General features: G+C 70.4%; 14 protein-coding genes, 1 tRNA gene, 1 other RNA gene and 1 pseudogene. 15 read left to right on the forward strand and 2 right to left on the reverse strand.

All coding sequences use genetic code 11. The features are described 5' to 3' along the window. Window positions 1-11: 11 nt before the first annotated feature. Complete coding sequence (locus MUU72_RS27885) at window positions 12-4439, forward strand: putative T7SS-secreted protein (RefSeq protein ID WP_248016176.1); 4428 nt, start codon at window positions 12-14, stop codon at window positions 4437-4439. A gap of 456 nt (window positions 4440-4895) precedes the next feature. Then, window positions 4896-5180 carry a hypothetical protein gene (locus MUU72_RS27890; protein ID WP_248016177.1) on the forward strand — a complete coding sequence of 95 codons (285 nt, stop codon included), beginning with the start codon at window positions 4896-4898 and terminating at the stop codon, window positions 5178-5180. 81 nt (window positions 5181-5261) lie between these two features. On the opposite strand, the gene MUU72_RS27895 is transcribed toward MUU72_RS27890, so the two are convergent. Further along, window positions 5262-5465, reverse strand: a complete 204-nt coding sequence (locus MUU72_RS27895) for a hypothetical protein (protein WP_248016178.1) — start codon at window positions 5463-5465, stop codon at window positions 5262-5264. A 142-nt stretch (window positions 5466-5607) separates the two neighbouring features. On the opposite strand from MUU72_RS27895, the gene MUU72_RS27900 reads away from it, so the two are divergent. The 3 genes and pseudogenes from MUU72_RS27900 (at window position 5608) to MUU72_RS27910 (ending at window position 9216) form a co-directional block, all read left to right on the forward strand. Then, a complete protein-coding gene (locus tag MUU72_RS27900; RefSeq protein WP_248016179.1) occupies window positions 5608-6060 on the forward strand; it encodes a hypothetical protein in 453 nt (150 codons plus the stop codon). Between the two features lie 114 nt (window positions 6061-6174). Beyond that, window positions 6175-7798, forward strand: a pseudogene (locus MUU72_RS27905) (ATP-binding SpoIIE family protein phosphatase). A gap of 155 nt (window positions 7799-7953) precedes the next feature. Further along, window positions 7954-9216 carry a competence protein CoiA family protein gene (locus MUU72_RS27910; protein ID WP_248016180.1) on the forward strand — a complete coding sequence of 421 codons (1263 nt, stop codon included), beginning with the start codon at window positions 7954-7956 and terminating at the stop codon, window positions 9214-9216. Between the two features lie 88 nt (window positions 9217-9304). Here the strand turns inward: MUU72_RS27910 and MUU72_RS27915 are convergent. Then, window positions 9305-9392, reverse strand: a tRNA-Ser gene (locus MUU72_RS27915). A gap of 120 nt (window positions 9393-9512) precedes the next feature. Between MUU72_RS27915 and ffs the strand changes: the two genes are divergently transcribed. The 10 genes from ffs to MUU72_RS27965 all read left to right on the forward strand — a co-directional run bounded on the left by ffs (window position 9513) and on the right by MUU72_RS27965 (window position 20865). Then, window positions 9513-9611, forward strand: an RNA gene (ffs, locus tag MUU72_RS27920) — signal recognition particle sRNA small type. A gap of 63 nt (window positions 9612-9674) precedes the next feature. After that, a complete protein-coding gene (locus tag MUU72_RS27925; protein WP_248016181.1) occupies window positions 9675-12164 on the forward strand; it encodes a DNA polymerase III subunit gamma and tau in 2490 nt (829 codons plus the stop codon). A 163-nt stretch (window positions 12165-12327) separates the two neighbouring features. Beyond that, window positions 12328-12681 (forward strand): YbaB/EbfC family nucleoid-associated protein, encoded by a 354-nt coding sequence (locus tag MUU72_RS27930; RefSeq protein ID WP_079063891.1) that lies wholly within the window; start codon window positions 12328-12330, stop codon window positions 12679-12681. A 51-nt stretch (window positions 12682-12732) separates the two neighbouring features. After that, a complete protein-coding gene (gene recR / locus MUU72_RS27935; RefSeq protein ID WP_248016182.1) occupies window positions 12733-13332 on the forward strand; it encodes a recombination mediator RecR in 600 nt (199 codons plus the stop codon). Beyond that, complete coding sequence (locus MUU72_RS27940; RefSeq protein ID WP_248016183.1) at window positions 13325-13987, forward strand: DUF5063 domain-containing protein; 663 nt, start codon at window positions 13325-13327, stop codon at window positions 13985-13987. Before recR ends, MUU72_RS27940 begins: the two co-directional genes overlap by 8 nt. Before the next feature lie 385 nt (window positions 13988-14372). After that, window positions 14373-15644, forward strand: coding sequence for an aspartate kinase (locus tag MUU72_RS27945; protein WP_248016184.1), 1272 nt, complete (start codon window positions 14373-14375; stop codon window positions 15642-15644). Continuing rightward, window positions 15641-16759, forward strand: coding sequence for an aspartate-semialdehyde dehydrogenase (locus tag MUU72_RS27950; protein ID WP_248016185.1), 1119 nt, complete (start codon window positions 15641-15643; stop codon window positions 16757-16759). The genes MUU72_RS27945 and MUU72_RS27950 overlap by 4 nt, the downstream gene beginning before the upstream one ends. A gap of 550 nt (window positions 16760-17309) precedes the next feature. Then, complete coding sequence (locus MUU72_RS27955; protein ID WP_282504783.1) at window positions 17310-17885, forward strand: SigE family RNA polymerase sigma factor; 576 nt, start codon at window positions 17310-17312, stop codon at window positions 17883-17885. 512 nt (window positions 17886-18397) lie between these two features. Continuing rightward, window positions 18398-19534, forward strand: a complete 1137-nt coding sequence (locus tag MUU72_RS27960) for a hypothetical protein (protein ID WP_248016187.1) — start codon at window positions 18398-18400, stop codon at window positions 19532-19534. A gap of 383 nt (window positions 19535-19917) precedes the next feature. Further along, window positions 19918-20865: an SURF1 family protein gene (locus MUU72_RS27965; protein ID WP_248016188.1), complete on the forward strand. Its 948-nt coding sequence runs from the start codon at window positions 19918-19920 to the stop codon at window positions 20863-20865. Window positions 20866-20910 lie beyond the last annotated feature (45 nt).

The following is a 20910-nucleotide window of genomic DNA, read 5'->3' on the forward strand; positions in this document are numbered from 1 at the left end:
GAAGCACGAGCATGAGCGGCATATCGGCAGATGCGAGTAAGAAGGACCTGATCCCGGGGGATCCGGAAGCGGTGGCCGATCTTGTCCACATTCTGAACACCTACGCTCAGGCGTTCGGGGACTCGCAAAGGAACCTGAAGAAGGTCGACGAAGCCGAGTGGAGCGGCACCGCGGCCATCGAATTCCGCAAGGCCGTCAGGAAACTGCCCACCACTCTGGCCTCTGCACACGAGGAATTTGGCAAAGCCGCCCACGCTTTGGCCTACTACGCCGACATCCTGCGCTTCGCACAAGCCAAGGCCGGACCGATCATCGAGGATGCGGCCGAGGCGCGCGCCGCTTCTCGCAAATACCAGCAGCAGGTCGACGACTACAACAACGCCGTCGACGCCGAAGCCGAACAACTTCCGCAACGACCGCCGGAAACCGATCCCGGCGCTACGGCGATGAACCACTGCGTGGAGCGCCTCAATCACCTTCGCGAAGAGGTCGCCGAGGCTGCGCGTGACTGTGCACGCAAGTTGCGGGACGCGGCCGACGCAGCACCGGATGAGCCGGGCTTCTTCGAGAACCTGTTCGACAAGGGCCGTGAGTTCCTCCAGGGCGTCTACGAAGGTGCCGACGCCATGATGGACCTTGCCTCTGTGGTCACCCAGCCGTGGAACATCGAGAAGAACGCGATGACCATCGCTACCACCCTAGATGGCATCGGCTACGGCGTTCAGCACCCCAAGGAGTTCGCCAAGGGGCTGGTGAACTGGGATATGTGGGCCCAGCAGCCCGCCCGCGCTGCCGGCCAGCTTGCTCCCGACATCGTGCTGGACCTGCTCACCGGGGGCGGTGGTGCCGCTGCCGCTGGCGGGAAGGGCAGCCGGGCCGCTCGCCGGCTTTCCCGGCTTCGTGACGGCTTGGCGGGACGTAAGAAGGTCGCCAGCCGTCTGGAAGAGAACGGTGAGCCAGTAAAAAAGCGGCCCACGTGTGGTGAGCCAGTGAACCCAGTCAACGGCGAGATGATGCTCCCCGAGACCGACCTCACCCTGCCCGGCTCTCTCCCCCTGGTCCTGGAACGCACGCACCTGTCTGCCTACACCGCGGGCGGCTGGTTCGGTCCGAGTTGGGCCGCCACCCTCGATCAGCACCTGGAAATCGACGAAGAGGGCGTTGTGTTCGCCGGCGAGGACGGCATTCTCCTGGCCTACCCCCACCCCGAGCCCGGCACCGTGGCATACCCGCAGGCAGGACCGCGCTGGCCTCTGACCCATGATCCGGCCGAGGGCACCTACGCCATCACCACCGACCTGCCCACCGGCCGCACTCTTATCTTCACGCCGCGTCCTGGCCACGACGGCGAGACAGGTATACCTCTGGTCGCGATTGAGGACCGGGCTGGCCGTCACATCGACTTTCTCTACGACTCGGGCACCGGCCGACCCACCGAGATTCACCACCACGGCGGCTACCGAGTAGTTCTGGAAACGCACCCCGAGATGCCGCGCATCACCGCCCTCCGCGTCGTGGACCCGGCCGACCCGCAAGCCCCAGGCACGCTGGTGATGTCGTACGGCTACGACGAGACGGGCAACCTCACGGAGGTCCGCAACTCCTCGGGCCTGCCGATGAAGTTCACCTATGACGAGGCCGACCGGATCACGTCCTGGACCGACCGCAATGGCACCAGCTTCGGCTACCTCTACGACCACCGCGGCCGCGTCAAGCACACCGTCGGCCCGGACAACGGCATCCTGTCCGGCAGCTTCCACTACGACGAAGCCGAACGCATCACCGTCTACACCGACTCCCTCGGACACACGACGACTTACCGCTACAACCAAGCGTCCAAGGTCATCGCCGAGTCTGACTCATTGGGCCACACCACTCACACCACTTACGACATGACAAGCGGCGCCATTGCAGCCGTCACCGACCCGCTCGGCCACACCACTCATTACGAGCACGACGAGCAGGGCAACGTCACCCGTATCACCCTCCCCGACGGCTCTGTCGCCTCCGCGGCCTACGATCACTACGGCCAGCCCGTGCGGATCACGGAGCCGAGTGGCGCCGTCTGGCGACACACGTACGGCCCATACGGAAACCGGCTTACCGTCACCGATCCCATGGGTGCCCAGACGCGCTACACATACGACGTTCAGGGCCACTTGGCAGGTGTCACGGATGCACTCGGGAACACGCGCTGGATCCAGAACAACGCCGCTGGCCTGCCGTCCACGGTGACCGACGCACTCGGTCAAGCCACCACCGTGAAGCGTGATGCGTTCGGCCGACCCACAGCGATTTTCGCTCCACTTGGGCGCACCACCTTCATGACTTGGACCCCGGAGGGAAAGCCGGCATGGCTCAAAGCCCCAGACGGCACCTGCGAGAGCTGGGAATGGGATGCCGAGGGCAATCTCGTCTCCCACACCGACCCGGCCGGGAACGCCACCCGCTACACCCATACGCACTTCGACGAGCGCGCGACGCGCACGGACGCTGAGGGGCGAACTCACACTTTCTCGTATGACACCGAACTCAGGCTCACCCGCGTCACTAATCCGCAGGGCCTGACCTGGACATACGAATACGATCCGGCGGGCCGCCTCACAGCCGAAACGGATTTCAACGGCCGGACTCTCACGTACAGCCACGACGCCGCCGGTCGGCTGGTTGCCCGCACGAACGGCGCCGGCGAAACAGTAACGTTCACGCGCGACGTCAGAGGTCGTACCATCGAGCAATGCCCGTCCTCAGGCTCCCCTACGACCTTCGCGTACGACCCTGACGGTCACCTCACAGCCATGGCCAACACCGACGCTGTGGTGACGTACGAACGCGATGGCCTGGGACGCGTGGTTGCAGAGACAGTCAATGGCCGCACCACCCGCTACACCTATGACGCAGTGGGCCGCCGCACCTCGCGCACCACCCCCAGCGGCCACATCTCTACCTGGAGCTACAACGCCGCAGGCAGTCCCACACGCCTCCGTTCGTCGGCAGGCGATCTCACCTTCGCCTACGACGAGGCCGGCCGTGAAGTCCAGCGGCGGTTCGGTGACCACAGCATCCTCACGCAAGCCTGGGACAGCACCGATCGCCTCACCACGCAGGAAGTATCGACCGCTCACCCCGAAGCAGCTAACCAGCTGCTGCAACAACGCCGCTACGCTTACCGCGCGGATGGCTATCTCACCGAAATCCACGACCTGGCAAACGGAACCCGCCGCTTCGACCTGGATCGTATCGGCCGCGTCACAAGTGTCCGAGCCATAGACTGGTGCGAACGCTACGTCTATGACGGCGCCGACAACCTCACTCACGGAACCGCTCCGGGACTAGCCGAGCCCGGCGACCGCGAATTCATCGGCACCCTCATACGAAACGTCGGACGAGACACTTACGAACACGACGCGCAAGGCCGCCTGATACGCACCACCCGGCGTCTTCTCAACGGCCAAAAGCGCACTTGTACCTATATTTGGGACGCCCAGGACAAGCTTACCGACGTCATCACACCTGATGGCGCACGCTGGCACTACCTGTACGACCCGCTCGGTCGCCGCATCGCAAAGCAACATCTCACCGAAGACGACGCGGTCATTTCCCAGACCGACTTCTCCTGGGATGCCACTCGTCTCGCCGAGCAAACCACCAGCACCGCCACCTTGACGTGGGACTACGCTCCAGACACTCACCGTCCCCTCACTCAAACCGAACGCCGGCCCCGGCCTACGGACCCCCGAATGCAGTGGCGCAACGGTGGCGACGTACCGGAATCCGATTACGACACTCGGTTCTACGCCATAGTCGCCGACCTGGTCGGCACGCCCACCGAACTCCTCACTGTCGAGGGCGAACTCGCCTGGCAATCGCGCACCACCGTCTGGGGCGCGCCCCGTTCCGTGCCCACGGGAGCCGATGCCACCACGTGTCCTCTGCGCTTCCCCGGCCAGTACGCGGATGACGAGACCGGCCTCCACTACAACAACCAGCGTTACTACGACCCGCAGACAGCTCGCTACATCAGCCCGGACCGCCTGGGTCTCGAGGCCGGCCCCAACCATCACGCCTTCGTACCCAACACGTCGCGATGGATTGATGCTCTGGGGCTGAAAAAGTGCGATGAGGATAAACCCGAGGGGATCCGGTTTGAGCCAAGCCCCAAACACGGCAAGACACAGCGCGGTATCGCCGCACCCGAGCCCAAGGACCCCGAAGGCACCCTGCAGCAATCGATACCCTTTAATCCTAATACCACACGCCGGGTCGCAGCCAACTACGAAACCGGTGAATTTGCGATATTCGATGAAACCCACAACGGTACGGGAATTTATCACGGCCACATGCGAACATGGGACGAGCTGAGCCCAGCTCAGCAATCAGCCTTGAGGAAAGCAGGGCTCGTCAATAAGAAGGGGAAGATCCTCCCACCCTCCGATTAGCCGATATTCTTGGGTGAAATCCGGAAGAGCCTTTCGAGGAAAGTTTAGAGAAGATGGAATACAAATCCCCTGCACCGTTGCCTAAGGAAGAATCAGAGCGGGTCTTCGCTGAGGGGGACCCGCCAAAGATCAGCGAGACACTTATCTCTGCGGCGCTGAACAGCGAAGACCGAGAATGGGTAGAGCGATGGATCATCTTCCTTTCTCAACACCCTGATGTAGGTGTCCGGAAGACAGCTGCAGTCGCCCTAGGGCACCTGGCCAGACTGCATGGCTCTGTATCGTCCCCAGTAATTACGGCGATCCAGGAACTACTCAAAGACGAACGCACCGCAGGAGCTGCGGGAGACGGATTGGATGATGTGAGCATGTTCTGCCGCCGTAATTGATCAGCGGTCAAAGGTGCAGGGCCCCGGCGGCGCAAGCGTCATCCGCGACTGCGTACCGGAGCGGGCTGTGGTCTTCCACGCCCGAGCCCTGTTCCTCCACGGCGGGGAACGCGCGGCGACCGACCTCCCGGAGCAGTGGTCGTTGCCGGCCTGGGACTTCGAGACCGACCGGTACACCGACCGCGCTTCGGCCTGGCGCACGGCTCGCCGCCCTGGCATGGGCCAGGAGGTCGAGGCCCAGGTGCGAGGCAGGGACAAGGCGGCCGTCGAGGCGGCCTTCGCCGAGTCGTGTGCACAGGCTGTGGACCGTGCTCAGAACCCAGGGATGTACGGGGACACGGACGAGTGGTAGACGCCCCGACACCCTTCTCTGGTTGAAGGCTGGCGCAAGTGCGGGGAGCGGCCGACACCGGTCGGCTGCTTCCCTCCTACCTCACTTGAGCATCAGGAAGTGGCCGGCCAAGGATGCTCCGAGGTCCATGGTCCCGGCGAAGGCGGTGCCCCCTCGGCTGATGGCGGCCGGCACTGTGAGTCCCTCCCAGCGCGCGAGGGCCACTGCTGCACCACCTACTCCCATAGCCAGAAGGGTGATCACCAGCAAGGCGAAGAGGAGCAGTTCAGCCTGCGTGAGGTGCACGGGAAGTCTCCGAGTTCGGTTCGTGAAGGGGCGTTGGGGGCGATGCGTCTACACGATCCAGCTGCGCCGTGATTGGCGGTACCGTTTGGATGTTGTTCCGGTGACAACGGCGGGTTGTCGCGGAACAACACGGGGAGTAGCGATGGGGGAGCGGAAGAAGTGCCCGGGGCGTCCCTGGGCACCGCCCAAAGGAGCCAGCGCCGAAGTCAATTCGCTGGTTCAGATGGTCCTTTCATGGATCGACGAGGCTGGTCTGAGCGTTCGGGACATCCATAGCCGTCTGACCCCGGAGCACTTCGCGGACGGGAGAGTCGCAGACCTCCGCCGCCTGCGCATTCATCTGTCAGGGGAAGACCTGACCTGGGATGTGGTGGAGGCCGTCGCGGATGTGTGCTTCCCTGACGACCCGGCCCACCAGGCGCTGGGTCGCGTACGCGAGGCACGTGCCCTCTGGGACAAGGCGCAGAGGGCTCCGACCCTGGTCGCCGTCGACGGTCAGGTGGTCGTGTCGCCGCGCGAACTCATTGAGGAGAAGGAACGCACGATTCAGGTCTACCGGGACCTCGTGCGCGCGCCAGGCATACGAGACCAGTGAGCAGGGGCGTCAACAGGCGCTCCGGATCGCCTCGATGCTCTTTCTCGTCCTCGGCCAGGCACAAGCCAAGGTCGCTGAGCTGTCGCGACGTATCGACGCACTCACGGGGTCGGTGTGTACTCACCGGGCCCGACGCGTGCGCTGCAGCCGCAGCTTAAACGTGCTCGGGACCAGGAGGCGCGCCTGAGCGCCCAGCTCGAAGGGGCGGTGAGCCAACGTGACGAAGCCCAGCGCATCGCCGACCTTGCTGCCCGGCGCGTGCAGACGCTGGAGGCGTATCTGCTGGACATCGGCCAACAGCCGCTGGTCAGCGACGCTGGAGACCTGGCCGTGATCTCCGCTGACGCCATCGTTCACGACGTACCGGGCGAGGACAGCGCTCTTGACCAGTTCGACGAGATCCTGGCGCGAACCGACGACGCCTTGGACCGTGAACAGGAGGCTGTGCGAGACGCCGGAGACGACCTGGGTGTCGTCGCAGAGCCCCATGATTCCTCCGACGCACGCATCGTTGCCGGAAGCGTGTTTCCACACCCCAGATCGCCGGCAGTAGACTCTAGCCCCGAGTTGTTCCGGACAACCGTGAACAACTCCTACAGGTTGGACGACGACGTTGCCGTGCTGCGCGAGAGGCTTGCTCTCGCCGAGAAGGATCGGCACAAGACGGCCGTTAGTCTTCAGCAGCCACTGCTCCCAAAGGAGTTGGAGCAGCCCGACGATCTCCGCATCGCTGCCACCTACCAGCCCGGAGACTCCGACGCGGGTGGCGACTGGTACGACGTTGTCTCCCTGGGGGCCGGCCGTACGGCCTTCGTCATCGGCGACGTAATGGGCCGCGGCGTGCGCGCCGCTGCGGCCATGGGTCAGCTCCGTGCCGCTGTTCGAGCCTATGCTCGACTGGACCTGCCTCCCCATGAGGTGATCCAGTTCCTCGACGGCCTCGCCGCCGAGATCGCCGCCAGCCAGATCGCAACCTGCGTGTACGCCGTCCACGACCCGCACGAAGGACAGCTCGTCTACGCGTCCGCCGGGCACCTGCCGATTCTCGTACGGGACGAGGACGGCACCGTCCGCCGCGCCGAGGACCCCACCGGGCCCCCGCTCGGCACCGGCGGGTGGCGGCACGCCTCCGGATTCATCGGCCTGCCGCCGGGCTCCACCGCCGTTCTCTACACCGACGGCCTGGTCGAACGCCGGGACCGGGACATCGACGAAGGCGTGGCCCGGTGTCCAGGGCACCCCTGGCGACATCTGCGCCACGCTCTTGCGCACCCTGGGTGCAGATGCCTATCTCGAGGACGACATCGCCGTGTTTGCTCTCCAGCACCCCACCCGCACCGGCGCGGATGCCGAGCTCTTTGTCCATACGGCACTGGATCTCGGCGGCGGCGTGGAGACAGCCCCGCGCGCCAGGAGATTCGCGCGCGACACGCTCGCCTCCTGGCGTCTCCCACCCGGGACGTGCGACCTTGGCGTGCTGGCCGCGAGTGAGCTGGTGGCGAACGCTCTCCAACACGGCACCCCACCCGTGCGCCTGCGCCTGCGCCGCACCGACCGCCGGCTGATCATCGAGGTGACGGACGCGGACGATCATCTGCCGCGTAGGCGGCAAGCCGGACCAGCTGACGAGGCTGGTCGCGGCATGTCGGTCATCGCCGCGATTGCTTCGTCCTGGGGGTCTCGTCGCGACTCAGGCGGGGGCAAGGCCGTCTGGTGCGAGCTGCCGCTGGGGGGCTAGGACACGCCGTTGCGCGCACAGCTCGTTCGGATTCCTCTGACAATGCCGTCTGTGTTGCGCCGAGGCCGGAGGGGCTCGAACTCCCGGCCTGAATAGTGGCGTTGGAGCTCTTATGCGCCCTGTTGGGTGTCAGTGCTCGTTCCTATGGTGGGGGGATGGCTAATGGGGTGTGGCACACCGGATACGGCATAGAGATCAATCTGTCCCTGCCCGACCTCGGTCACCCGGACCGTCCCGATCTGCTCCGGGAGATCATTGCCAGAGTCTCCGAGCGCGACCCGCAGCTGCTCGAATGCCTGGCGCACCACGACAAGCGTGAGTGCCTGTCGGAGTCGGGCGGCAAATCGCCCTGGATGTTCATCCGCCGAGGGCGCGTGGGTGGCCGGCGACCGCTCGTCGCCTCGCACCTGCCGATCACGCACAAGGCGACGCCGGCGGAGAGTGCCCAGCACAAGGCCACCAAGGAGCGGATCGTCGAGGCCGCCGGGCGTTACGGCCTGGATGCCGAGGCCGAGGTTCCCATCGGCAACCGGCGCAGCGTCTCGGACGCCGTCGTCGTCGGTCCCGGCGGCATACGGATCGGCTGGGAGATCCAGTACCACCACCTCAGTCCCAGCAGCGTCCACCGGCGCTCGGTCAACGCCGTGGAGCACGGCATCACTCCCCTCTGGGTGGCGAAGGACCGGACGGCCTCCCTGATCGACCGCGCTCCGTGGGCGCGGGTCGACGACATGCCGTGGAAGGACATCGCCGACGGCAAGGAGATGGTGATCCGCGGCGGGTACCGGCACCTCGAAGTCTGGAAGTGCGTAGCGAGCAGTGAGCACCACTGCCTCATCAGCGAGGGCGCCGGCCACTGTGGCGCGATTCACGCGGACTGGTTCGTGCCCGCGCTGTGCCTGCCGGAGAAGAAGGCGGTCTTCATCGAGGACCTGGTCCTGCGGAGCGCGACGGGCGAGAGCGTCCCGGTCTACGTGCCCAACCGAGGAAACGGGCGCGCCGGCCGGCACATGTGGGTTTCGGTCGAGGACCGCGCGCTGTGGCAGGAGCTCATCGGTGAGAAGACGCCTCTCCCTGCGGCCCCGGTCGAAGAGGAGGACGACCTGATCACGTTCGCCGAGCAGGAGATCGACCGCAGCTGCCGAGCGGGGGAGGAGGGCTGGTTCGTCAGCGACGGCCGACCTGTTCGCGATCTCGACCAGCCGACCGGCGGCTTCACGCTTCCCCGCATGCCGGTCCAGCGGTCCCGCGACCCGATGCGGATCACCACCGTGGAACGCGCCGCTGCCTCCGCCGCGCTGGGGTGCCCGCCGTGGGAGCTCGGGTTGTGCGCCGGCTGCGGCCAGCTGATGCGGCGCTACGGGCGGAACGCCGCCATGTACTGCAAAGTGTGCCGGGCCGTCCTCAACGGGCGCTAGCCGGGAACTGCAACCAAAACTGCAACCACACAACGACGAAGGTCCCGGCCGCTGAGCGGTCGGGACCTTCGTTTCGGCTGGTCAGCCGTGGCGGAGGATACGAGATTCGAACTCGTGAGGGGTTGCCCCCAACACGCTTTCCAAGCGTGCGCCCTAGGCCACTAGGCGAATCCTCCGCCGCAAACAATACAAGACGTTGGGGAGTGCTCGCGAACATGATCCGGGGGAGGGGGGCCCGGAGGGGGTGGCGCGGGGGGCCGGGTCGTTTCCGGGGCGGGGGATCCGCTAATGTGGGGCGCAGCCCCTCACGTGGCGCTATCTGACTGAACTCCCCCAGGGCCGGAAGGCAGCAAGGGTAGGTCGGCTCTGGCGGGTGCGTGAGGGGCGCTTGCGTGTCCGGGCGGGGCCGTGAGCTCGGGGAAGTCCGGTTGTCAGTGCGGCCCGATATCGTCGTAAGCGTGTCGTCCCTCGCGCTGTACCGCCGCTACCGCCCCGAGACCTTCGCCGAGGTCATCGGGCAAGAGCACGTGACCGACCCGCTTCAGCAGGCGCTGCGGAACAACCGCGTCAACCACGCGTATCTGTTCAGCGGCCCCCGGGGCTGCGGCAAGACGACCAGCGCCCGGATCCTGGCCCGCTGCCTGAACTGTGAGGAAGGTCCCACCCCGACGCCGTGCGGGACGTGCCGCTCGTGCGTGGACCTGGCCCGCAACGGCCGGGGATCGATCGACGTGATCGAGATCGACGCCGCCTCGCACGGTGGTGTCGACGACGCCCGCGAGCTGCGGGAGAAGGCGTTCTTCGGGCCGGCCAGCAGCCGCTACAAGATCTACATCATCGACGAGGCGCACATGGTGACCTCGGCGGGGTTCAACGCCCTGCTGAAGGTCGTCGAGGAGCCGCCGGAGCACCTGAAGTTCATCTTCGCGACCACCGAGCCGGAGAAGGTCATCGGGACGATCCGGTCGCGCACGCACCACTATCCGTTCCGGCTGGTCCCGCCCGGCACGCTGCGGGACTACCTCGCCGAGGTCTGCGAGCGGGAGAAGATCCCGGTCGAGGACGGGGTGCTGCCGCTGGTGGTGCGCGCCGGTGCCGGTTCGGTCCGGGACTCGATGTCGGTGATGGACCAGCTGCTGGCCGGGGCCGCCGCGGACGGTGTGACATACGCCATGGCGACGTCGCTGCTGGGGTACACCGACGGGTCGCTGCTGGACTCGATCGTCGAGGCGTTCGCGGCGGCGGACGGGGCGGCGGCCTTCGAGGTCGTCGACCGGGTCATCGAGGGCGGGAACGACCCGCGCCGCTTCGTGGCCGACCTGCTGGAGCGGCTGCGCGACCTGGTGATCCTGGCGGCGGTGCCGGACGCCGGGGAGAAGGGCCTGATCGACGCGCCCGCCGATGTCGTGGAGCGGATGACCGCGCAGGCGTCGGTGTTCGGGGCGGCGGAGCTCAGCCGCGCCGCCGACCTGGTCAACGCCGGGCTGACGGAGATGCGCGGCGCGACCTCGCCGCGGCTCCAGCTGGAGCTGATCTGCGCCCGGGTGCTGCTGCCGGCGGCGTACGGCGACGAGCGGTCGGTGCAGGCGCGGCTGGACCGCCTGGAGCGCGGAGCGGCCGCGGCCGGGCCGGCCATGGCGCTGGGCGGCGGGGCCGCCCTCGCCGCCCCGGCGGGCGTGGGGCCCGGCGGGGCCCTGGTGGAGACCGGCGGGCCGGCGGCGGCGTACGTACCGGGGCCGGAGGCGCATCCGCCGATGCCGGCCGGGGGCCCCTCGGGCCCGGCGGCGGCCCGGGCCGCGGTGCGCGGTGCGACGGGCGCGGCCCCGGCGGCGGCTCCCACCGGAGCGGCTGCCGGAGCAGGAATGGCTGCCGCGGCAGGAGTGGCCGGTGCGGAGGCGGGTGCCGAGGAGCCCGCCGGGGCGCCGGCGGCCGGTGGTGCGTACGGCGGTGCGCCGCAGGGCGGAGTGCCGCAGGCCGGTGCCGGTGCCGGTGCCGGTGCCGGTGACGGCGGTGCGGGGCAGGGCGGTGGCCCGCAGGCCGGGGCCCGTCCCGGGGCCTGGCCCGGTGGCACGCAGCGCAGCGGTGCGGCGGCGGGCGGCGAGCCGGCCGGTGCCGGGCGCCGACCCGGCAGCTGGCCCTCGGCCGTGGCGCCGGGGCAGGGCGGGCGGCCGGCCGGCGGCGGCCCGCCGGAGCCCGTGGGCACCGGAGCCGCGGCGCCCGCCGGCGGCGCGCCCGCGCCCGCGGCGCCCGGCCCGCAGCCCCCCGCCCCGGCGGCCCCGGCCGCCGGGCAGGGCGCCGCGCAGGTCCGGCAGATGTGGCCGCAGATCCTGGAGGCGGTCAAGGACCGCCGGCGCTTCACCTGGATCCTGCTGAGCCAGAACGCCCAGGTCTCCGGCTTCGACGGCACGACCCTCCAGATCGGCTTCCCGAACGCCGGGGCCCGCGACAGCTTCGCCAACGGCGGCAGCGAGGACGTCCTCAAGGAGGTGCTCGCCGAGCGCTTCCAGGTGCAGTGGCGGGTCGAGGCGATCGTCGACCCGTCCGGTGGCGCCGCCCCGCCGGCCGGTGGCGCCCGCGGCGGCGGGGGCGGCTTCACGGCCGGTCCCGGCGGCTACGGCGGTGGCTTCGGGGGACCCGGCGGCCCCGGCGCGGCCCCGCAGCCGGCCCCGCAGGCCCCGGCCCGGCAGGGCGCCCCGGCGGCCCCCGAGCAGCCGGGCGCCCGGTCCGGCCCCGGCGGCGGCAGCCAGGCGGCGCTGAGGGCCCGCGAGGCGGTGGCCGCCGGGCCGTCCGCCGAGCCCTCCTACGCCCCGCCCGAAGCGCCGATGTCCATCGAGTACGACATGCCGGCCGAGGACGACCCGGATCTGGTGGACTCCGCGCTCAGCGGGCACGACCTCATCGTCCGCGAGCTGGGCGCGACGGTCCTGGAGGAGTTCGACAACGAGTGACGGGCGGTGTGCGGCGGGTCGCGGATCCCTGGTCCGCCGCCGTCCTCCGCGGGGAGGGCGGGGCCGCCGTGGGGCTCCTCCCTGCGGTGTAGGGCGTCCGGGCCGGGAGGCACGTAGGCTCGGGCTACCGCACCAATCGTTGTCGTACGGCAGGAGTCACGTCGTGATCCCCGGTGGTCAGCCCAATATGCAGCAGCTGCTCCAGCAGGCCCAGAAGATGCAGCAGGATCTCGCGGCCGCCCAGCAGGAGCTGGCGGAGACGCCCGTGGAGGGGTCCGCGGGGGGTGGCCTGGTCAAGGCGACGGTGACCGGCTCCGGTGAGCTCAAGGGGCTGGTGATCGACCCGAAGGCGGTCGACACCGACTCCGCGGAGGACACCGCCGAGACCCTCGCCGACCTCGTCCTCGCCGCGGTCCGGGACGCCAACGCCAGCGCGCAGAAGCTCCAGCAGCAGAAGCTCGGCCCGCTCGCCCAGGCGCTGGGCGGCGGAGGCGGCGTCCCCGGTCTCCCCTTCTGAGCGGTAGCCAACTAGCGTACGCAGCACGGCAGAAGAGAGAGAAGACGTTCCGTGTATGAAGGCGTGGTCCAGGACCTGATCGACGAGTTGGGCAGACTGCCCGGCGTCGGTCCCAAGAGCGCGCAGCGGATCGCCTTCCACATCCTTCAGGCCGAGCCCACCGATGTCCGCCGGCTCGCGACGGCGCTGATGGAGGTCAAGGCCAAGGTCCGGTTCTGTAGCGTGTGCGGCAACGTCGCACAGGAGGAGCAGTGCCGGGTCTGCCTGGACCCGCGGCGCGATCCGGCGGTCATCTGCGTCGTGGAGGAGCCCAAGGACGTCGTGGCGATCGAGCGGACGCGGGAGTTCCGCGGCCGCTACCACGTCCTGGGCGGGGCGATCAGCCCGATCGAGGGCGTCGGCCCGGACGACCTGCGGATCCGGGAACTCCTGGCCAGGCTCGCGGACGGCACGGTCACCGAGCTGATCCTGGCCACCGACCCGAATCTGGAGGGCGAGGCCACCGCCACGTACCTGGCCCGGATGATCAAGCCGATGGGCCTGAAAGTGACGCGACTGGCCAGTGGGCTGCCGGTCGGGGGCGATCTGGAGTATGCCGACGAGGTCACGCTCGGGCGTGCCTTCGAGGGGAGGAGACTTCTCGATGTCTGACGCCACGCTGCACGACACGACACAGAACCCTGACGACTTCGCCGTTTCGATCTCGGACTCCATCGAGAGTTTCATCGTCGCGGTGACCGAGGTCGCCAAGGGCGACGAGCCGGACAGCGCGGTGCCGTTCCTCCTCCTGGAGGTCTCCCAGCTGCTCCTCACCGGCGGGCGGCTGGGCGCCCACGAGGACATCGTTCCCGACGAGCGCTACGAACCGGACACCGGCCCGGAACCGGACGTGGACGAGCTGCGCGAGCGGTTCGCGCGGATGCTGGACCCGGTCGACGTCTACTCCGAGGTCTTCGACCCGTACGTGCCGCGCAGCGAGCCGGTGGCCTCCCGGATCTCCGACGACCTCGCCGACATCATCACCGACCTGCGGCACGGCCTGGCGCACTACCGCGCGGGCCGGGTCACCGAGGCCCTGTGGTGGTGGCAGTTCTCCTACCTCTCCAACTGGGGCCCGACCGCGTCGGCCGCGCTGCGCGCCCTCCAGTCGCTGGTCGCCCACGTCCGCCTGGACCAGCCGCTGGACGCCCTCGACGGGCTGGACACCGACAGCGGCGCCGCCGGGGACGAGGAGCGGCTGGCCGAGGAGGCGGGCCGGGTGATGGCGGCCGAGATCGCCGGTCCGCTGGGGCTGCGCGGCGTCTGAGCCGGCCGCGCCGGCGGGTGCGCCGACGGGTGCGCGGTGGCTGCCGAAGGGCTGTCAAGGGTGTGACCTGGGTTACGTTTCCGTGTGCCCGGTGGCGGAGCGGGAAGGCGCAGGCCGAGCCGGTGCGACGGAGCACCGCGCTGGACCGGCGAGGGACACGGCGTTCCCGGGCCGCGTCCGGCACGTTCACCGGAGGCGGACCCCGCTGCCCGGCGGGCGAGCCGGGCACGGCGCGGATTCCGCAAAGCTTGGGCTTTGTGTCTCACGATGTGGTAGTAGCGGGGCGGTTTCCGCCCGCTCGTTAGACTGAGCCGACCGCAGTACCCCCATATCCGGGGGTCCGGGAGGGACTCCCTCCCGCTCAAGACAGTTGCGAGGAGCGCACGTGGGCCTTGTCGTGCAGAAGTACGGCGGCTCATCCGTTGCGGATGCCGAGGGCATCAAGCGCGTTGCCAAGCGAATCGTCGAGGCCAAGAAGAACGGCAACCAGGTTGTCGTGGTGGTCTCGGCGATGGGCGACACGACGGACGAGCTGATCGATCTCGCGCAGGAAGTGTCCCCGATCCCGTCGGGGCGCGAGTTCGACATGCTGCTGACCGCCGGAGAGCGGATCTCCATGGCCCTGCTGGCGATGGCGATCAAAAACCTCGGTCACGAGGCGCAGTCCTTCACGGGCAGCCAGGCCGGTGTGATCACCGACTCCGTGCACAACAAGGCACGGATCATCGACGTCACGCCGGGCCGCATCAAGGCGTCGATCGACGAGGGCAACATCGCCATCGTCGCCGGCTTCCAGGGCGTGTCCCAGGACAAGAAGGACATCACGACGCTGGGCCGCGGCGGGTCGGACACCACCGCGGTGGCGCTGGCCGCCGCCCTGAACGCCGATGTCTGCGAGATCTACACCGACGTCGACGGCGTCTTCACCGCCGACCCCCGGGTCGTCAAGAAGGCCCGGAAGATCGAGTGGATCTCCTTCGAGGACATGCTGGAGCTGGCCAGCTCCGGCTCCAAGGTGCTGCTGCACCGCTGCGTCGAGTACGCACGCCGTTACAACATCCCGATCCACGTCCGCTCGTCCTTCTCGGGGCTGAAGGGCACGTGGGTCAGCAACGAACCGCAAGGGGACAGGCCGATGGAGCAGGCAATCATCTCGGGCGTCGCGCACGACACCTCCGAGGCGAAGGTCACGGTCGTCGGGGTCCCGGACAAGCCGGGTGAGGCCGCGCGGATCTTCCGCGCCATCGCCGACTCCGAGGTCAACATCGACATGGTCGTGCAGAACGTGTCGGCGGCCTCCACCGGGCTGACGGACATCTCCTTCACCCTGCCCAAGGCCGAGGGCCGCAAGGCCGTCGCCGCGCTGGAGAAGACCCGGGCCGCGGTCGGCTTCGACTCGCTCCGCTACGACGACCAGATCGCCAAGATCTCCCTCGTCGGCGCGGGCATGAAGACCAACCCGGGCGTCACCGCCACGTTCTTCGAGGCGCTGTCCAACGCGGGCGTCAACATCGAGCTCATCTCGACCTCCGAGATCCGCATCTCGGTCGTCACCCGCGCCGACGACGTCAACGAGGCCGTCCGCGCGGTGCACAGCGCCTTCGGCCTCGACAGCGAGACCGACGAGGCGGTCGTCTACGGCGGCACCGGACGATGATCCCGGCCGAGGCGGGCCGTCCGTCCCTGGCCGACACGGCCGGGGCGGAGGCCCGCCGGGCCACCGCCAAGCCGAACCTCGCGGTCGTCGGCGCCACCGGCGCCGTCGGCCGGGTGCTGCTCGGGATCCTCTCCGAGCGGGCCGACGTCTGGGGCGAGATCCGCCTGCTCGCCTCGCCCCGCTCGGCCGGCCGCAAGCTGACCGTGCGCGGGGCCCAGACCGAGGTCCTCGCGCTGACCGAGGACGCCTTCGACGGCATCGACGTCGCGGTCTTCGACGTGCCGCCGGAGGTCGCCGGGCAGTGGGCGCCGGTCGCGGTGTCCAAGGGCGTGGTGGTCGTGGACAATTCGGGCGCGTTCCGGAGCGATCCGGACGTGCCGATGGTGGTGCCCGAGGTCAACGGGTGCGCGGCGCGGATCCGTCCGCGCGGCATCATCGCCAACCCGGACTGCACCACCCTGGCGATGATCGTCGTCCTGGGCGCCCTGCACGCCGAGTACGGGCTCACCGAACTGATCGTCTCCTCCTACCAGGCCGCCTCCGCGGACGGCCGGGCCGGCACCGAGACGCTGCGGGCCCAGCTGGCCGCGGTCACCGGTACGGACCTGGGCAGCGCGCCGGGCGATGTGCGGCGCGCGGTCGCCGACACCCTGGGGCCGTTCCCGGCACCGCTCGCCCTCAACGTCGTGCCGTGGGCCGGGGAGTTGGCGGAGGACGGCTGGTCCTCGGGCGAACTGCGGCTGCGCGAGGAGTCCCGCCGGATCCTGGGCCTGCCGGAACTCCCGGTCACCGCCACCTGCGTCCGGGTGCCGGTGCTCACCGGGCACTCGCTGACCCTGCACGCGCGCTTCGAGAACGAGGTCACGGTCGCCGGCGCGCACGAGATCCTGGCGGCCGCCCCCGGGGTGGTGCTGTGCGACGACCCGGCCGAGGGCGAGTACCCGACCCCGTCCGACGTGGTGGGGACCGACCCGACCTGGGTGGGCCGGGTGCGGCGGTCGCTGGACGACCCGCGGGCGCTGAAGCTCTTCGTGTGCGGGGACAACCTGCGCAAGGGCGCGGCCCTGAACGCCGCCCAGATCGCCGAGTCGGTCGCCGCCGAACTGCGGGGGTAGCGCGCCGGACGTACGGGCGCGGGCGGCGCCGCGGGCCGGTGGTCCGGGCGCTGCCCGCGGACCGGTGGTGCGGGCCGCCGGCCCTGTGGGGCACGGCAGTTGGCGGGACCGGCTGCACGGCGGTGCCCGGCTGCGACATAATTTGTGGGACGTGTGAAGATTTCGTGTGCGGAGTGCTGGTCCGAACCACTTGATCTGGGCTGATGTTCTGTTCGATCATTCGCTTCCCGTGACGCCGCAACCGGCGCTCGGCGGGCGGCGTCTTTCCGGGCTGCCCCCTTGGGCGGTCCGCGGCGCGGACCGCTTCCGGGGCCCTGGGGTGGCGGGACGACCGCGTCAGGGCGGTCGTGTCAGGGCAATCGGGGCATTGGAAAGAGTTGGTGCGCGTGACGGCGATTGACGCATCACCACGAGCGGTGCCTTGCGCGTACAACCCTTTTGGGGGGAAGCGTGTCCAACAAGCGTGGCAGACGTACTCGGTTTCACCATCGCCCCGGCGGGAGCGGCAGGCGCGGCAGTGCGCCCGCACCGCCCACGGGTCTCCGGGGGCATGCCGGTGATCGCCCCCTGGTCCGCCGCGCGCCCCGCGCAGCTGCCCGGCCAGCGTGGGGACACTGACGACGCGATGGCAGCCGGCACCACGGTCGACCACCTCACCGAGACCTATCGCGCGCACTACCGCTCCCTTCTCGGCCTGGCCGCACTGCTCCTGGACGACACCGCCTCCTGCGAGGACGTCGTCCAGGAAGCCTTCATCCGCGTGCACTCCGCCCGCGGCCGCGTCCGCGACCCCGAGAAGACCCTGGCCTACCTCCGGCAGACGGTCGTCAACCTCTCGCGCTCCGCGCTGCGCCGCCGCATCCTCGGGCTGAAGCTGCTCTCCAAGCCGATGCCCGACATGGCCAGCGCCGAGGAGGGCGCCTACGACCTGCTGGAGCGGGACCAGCTGATCAAGGCGATGCGCGGCCTCCAGCGCCGCCAGCGCGAGGTCCTCGTACTCCGCTACTTCGCCGACATGACGGAGGCTCAGGTCGCCGAGACGCTGGGAATATCGCTCGGCTCGGTCAAGGCATACGGCTCGCGGGGGATCGCGGCGCTCCGCGTCGCCATGGAGGCTCCGGCGTGACAGCGGCACGACCCGACTGGGGGAACAGCGGACGTGACGGGGGGGAGGACACCGGCCGGGGGCCCGGCACCGGCGAACCACGCGAGGGCAACCACGCGGGGTGGACGGCCGACGGCCCGACCGGGAGCGGGACGGGCCGGGACGGCCGGGACGCCCGGGACGACCGCCTGAGACCGGATGAACACCGGCGACCCGGGGGCCAGGAACGGCCTGGAGACCAGGAACGGCCTGGAGGCCAGGAACGGCCTGGAGGAGAAGGACGCCACGGGGACGAGGGACGGCTCGGGGCCGAGGGATGGTTCGGGGCCGAGCGACGGTTCGCGGCACGGCCAGGAGACCGGCACGGACCCGGGGGAGCGGACGAGCACGCGTACGGCGGCGGTGCCGCGTACGACGGGGGCGGGGCTCGCGAGCACGGCTCGGGTGACGCGGGTGGCCCGGGTGACGCGGGTGGTTCGCACGGCTCGGGTGAGGGGGCGGCTTCCGGAGCCGGGTCGGCCGGGGGAGCTGCGGTGGATTCCGGTTTCCGTTCCGGTTCCGGTTCCGGCCCGCGTTCCGGCTCCGGCAACGACTTCGGCGGGGGCTTTGGCGGCGGCTTCGGCGGGGGCCTGGGCGGCTTCGGCGGCCTCGGTGACGAGGACGAGCTGCGGCGGCTGCTGCGGGCCCGCGTAGCCGACCTGGAGCCCGCACCGGACGCGCTGGAGCAGCTGCGCCGCGCCGTACCGGCCCGCCGCCAGCGCCGCCGGCACGCCGTCGTCGGCGCGGCCGCCGCCCTGATCCTCGGCGGTACGGCGGTCCCGGCCATGGTCCACGTCGCCGGTTTCAGCGACGGCCCGGGCGACCACCCCGCCAACGCCGCCAGCAGCCGCAGCGCCGAGCACACGGCCGGCGGCGCGCACGGCGAAGGCACCGAACGCGCCCGCACCCGGCCGAGCGGCGGGGTGGACTCCACGCCCGGCGCCGGGAAGCCGCCGGGCACGCCGGGCGAAGGCACCCCGGCGCCCGGCGCGGGCCCCGGCGCCGGGGCCGGCACACCCGCCCCGGACGCGACGATGGACGTCACCTCACCGCTCTGCGGACGCGACCAGCTCGGCCAGGGAACGGGCACGGTCGGCCCGCCGGACTCCGCCGGCCGGGTCTACGGCGCGTTCCGGGTGGTCAACACTTCCGGTTCCGCTTGTTCCGTCCAGGGCGGCGGGACGGTGGACCTGACCCCCCAGGGCGCCACCAAGCCGGACAAGGTCCACCTCGTCGACCACACCACGGGCGACGACGCCACGGGGCTCCCGGACCCGGCGACCACCCCCGACCAGCTGGTGCTGAAGCCGGGGCAGGCGTACGAGGTGAAGTTCGCCTGGATCCCGGCGGCGGGCGGCGGCAGGACCGGGTGCGCCACCCCGGGGCCCTCGCCGACCCCCGATCCGTCCAAGGCGCCCGGAGAGTCGCCGGCCGCCGTCGCGCCGGAGAGCGGCAGCGGCACCGACGGCCAGGCGGGCGGCGGCGACGCGGCCGGGGACGGCGGAGCGGCCGCCGGCGGCGTGCTCCTCACCCACACCCCGGAGGCGGGCGCACCCGCCGCGGCGAATGTGAAGATCCCCGACGCCTGCGCGGGCACGGTCTACCGCACGGCCCCTCTGGCGGCCCCGTAGGGGGACTCTGGGGCCTCTGGGGGCCCTGGGGCGCCGCCAGGGGCCTGTGGGTGTCCGTGGGTGTCCTTGCGGGGTGTGGAGGGTGGCTCCGCGGCGGCCTCGGGCGCCGGCGCGGGGGCTCTGCTCTGCTCTGCGTGCCCTCGGATGCTGGTGGGGCCTCTGTGGTGCCCCCGGCGGGGGGCACCTGTGCCCCCGGGCGGGGGCTCTGTGGTCCCTCGTCGGGCGCTGGAGGGGGCGGTGGCGCCCTCGGAGCCTGGGGTGGCGAGGGTGGCGAGGGCGGCCTCGGAGGCCGTGCGCCGGGCAACCGCACCGTTCCGGGCGCCGGCCGGCGGTGAGCAGGGGCCGGTGCGGCCGTGCGGGGCGGGCACCGTACCGTTGAGGGCGTGTACCGGTTCCTGCTGACCCCGCGGTGGTGGGGAATCAACGTCTTCGCCGTGCTGGCGATCCCCTTCTGCATCTTCATGGGCAGCTGGCAGCTCAGCCGCTTCGACGCCCGGGTCGCCACCCACCAGCAGCAGGAGAACCGCACCGCCGACGCCAAGACCGCGGCGCCCCGGCCGCTGGAGAAGCTGCTCCCGGTGGACCAGGTCACCTCCGGCCGCCAGGCCAGCGCCCGCGGCCGCTACGACACCGGTCACCAACTCCTCGTACCGGACCGCACGCTGAAGGGGAAGCACGGAGACCAGCAGGGCTTCTACGTCCTGACCCTGCTGCGGACGGACGGCGGCAAGGCCCTCCCGGTCGTCCGCGGCTGGCTGCCCGGCGACGCGAACGACCGGGCCGCGACCGCCAAGGTGCCGGCGCCGCCCACCGGCGAGGTCACCGTGACCGGCGCGCTCCAGGCGTCGGAGAACCAGGGCACGCCAGGCGTCCAGGCCGGCGGCGGACTGCCGCAGGGCCAGCTCGGCATGATCAGCGCGGCGTCGCTGGTCAACATCGTGCCGTACGGCGTCCACGACGCGTGGATCACGCTCGCCGACCCCCCGGCCCCGCTGCGGGCCGTGCCGCCGGCCGCCGCCGAGGGCAGCGGCCTGGACATGAAGGCGTTCCAGAACCTCGGCTACACCGGCGAATGGTTCGTCTTCGCGGGCTTCGTCGTCTTCATGTGGTTCCGCCTCGTCCGCCGCGAGGCCGAAGCGGCCAAGGACGCCGCCTTGGGCATCCTCCCGGAGGAGCCGCCCGCCGGCCCGCCGGGCGGCAGCGGGCCGGCGGGCGGCGGCGGGGCGGCCGGCGACAAGGCCGATGACGAGCGGGCGGCCGGCGGCAAGGCCGACGGTGGGAGCGCCGGCGGCGGCACGAGGGCCGACGAGGAAGCCACCGCGGGCCGCTAGGGGGCCGGGTGGGGGCCCTCCCCCTCCCCCCCCGCCCCACCCACC

Source organism: Streptomyces rhizoryzae (genome assembly GCF_023155275.1).
Taxonomy (GTDB): Bacteria; Actinomycetota; Actinomycetes; order Streptomycetales; family Streptomycetaceae; genus Streptomyces; species Streptomyces rhizoryzae.

What these genes read in the sequence shown, in the direction of transcription:
- MUU72_RS27885 (WP_248016176.1), top strand. Translation starts at nt 12, where the DNA reads ATGAGCGGCATATCGGCAGATGCGAGTAAGAAGGACCTGATCCCGGGG.
- MUU72_RS27900 (WP_248016179.1), top strand. Translation starts at nt 5,608, where the DNA reads ATGGGGGAGCGGAAGAAGTGCCCGGGGCGTCCCTGGGCACCGCCCAAA.
- MUU72_RS27910 (WP_248016180.1), top strand. Translation starts at nt 7,954, where the DNA reads ATGGCTAATGGGGTGTGGCACACCGGATACGGCATAGAGATCAATCTG.
- MUU72_RS27940 (WP_248016183.1), top strand. Translation starts at nt 13,325, where the DNA reads ATGTCTGACGCCACGCTGCACGACACGACACAGAACCCTGACGACTTC.
- MUU72_RS27950 (WP_248016185.1), top strand. Translation starts at nt 15,641, where the DNA reads ATGATCCCGGCCGAGGCGGGCCGTCCGTCCCTGGCCGACACGGCCGGG.
- MUU72_RS27955 (WP_282504783.1), top strand. Translation starts at nt 17,310, where the DNA reads ATGCCGGTGATCGCCCCCTGGTCCGCCGCGCGCCCCGCGCAGCTGCCC.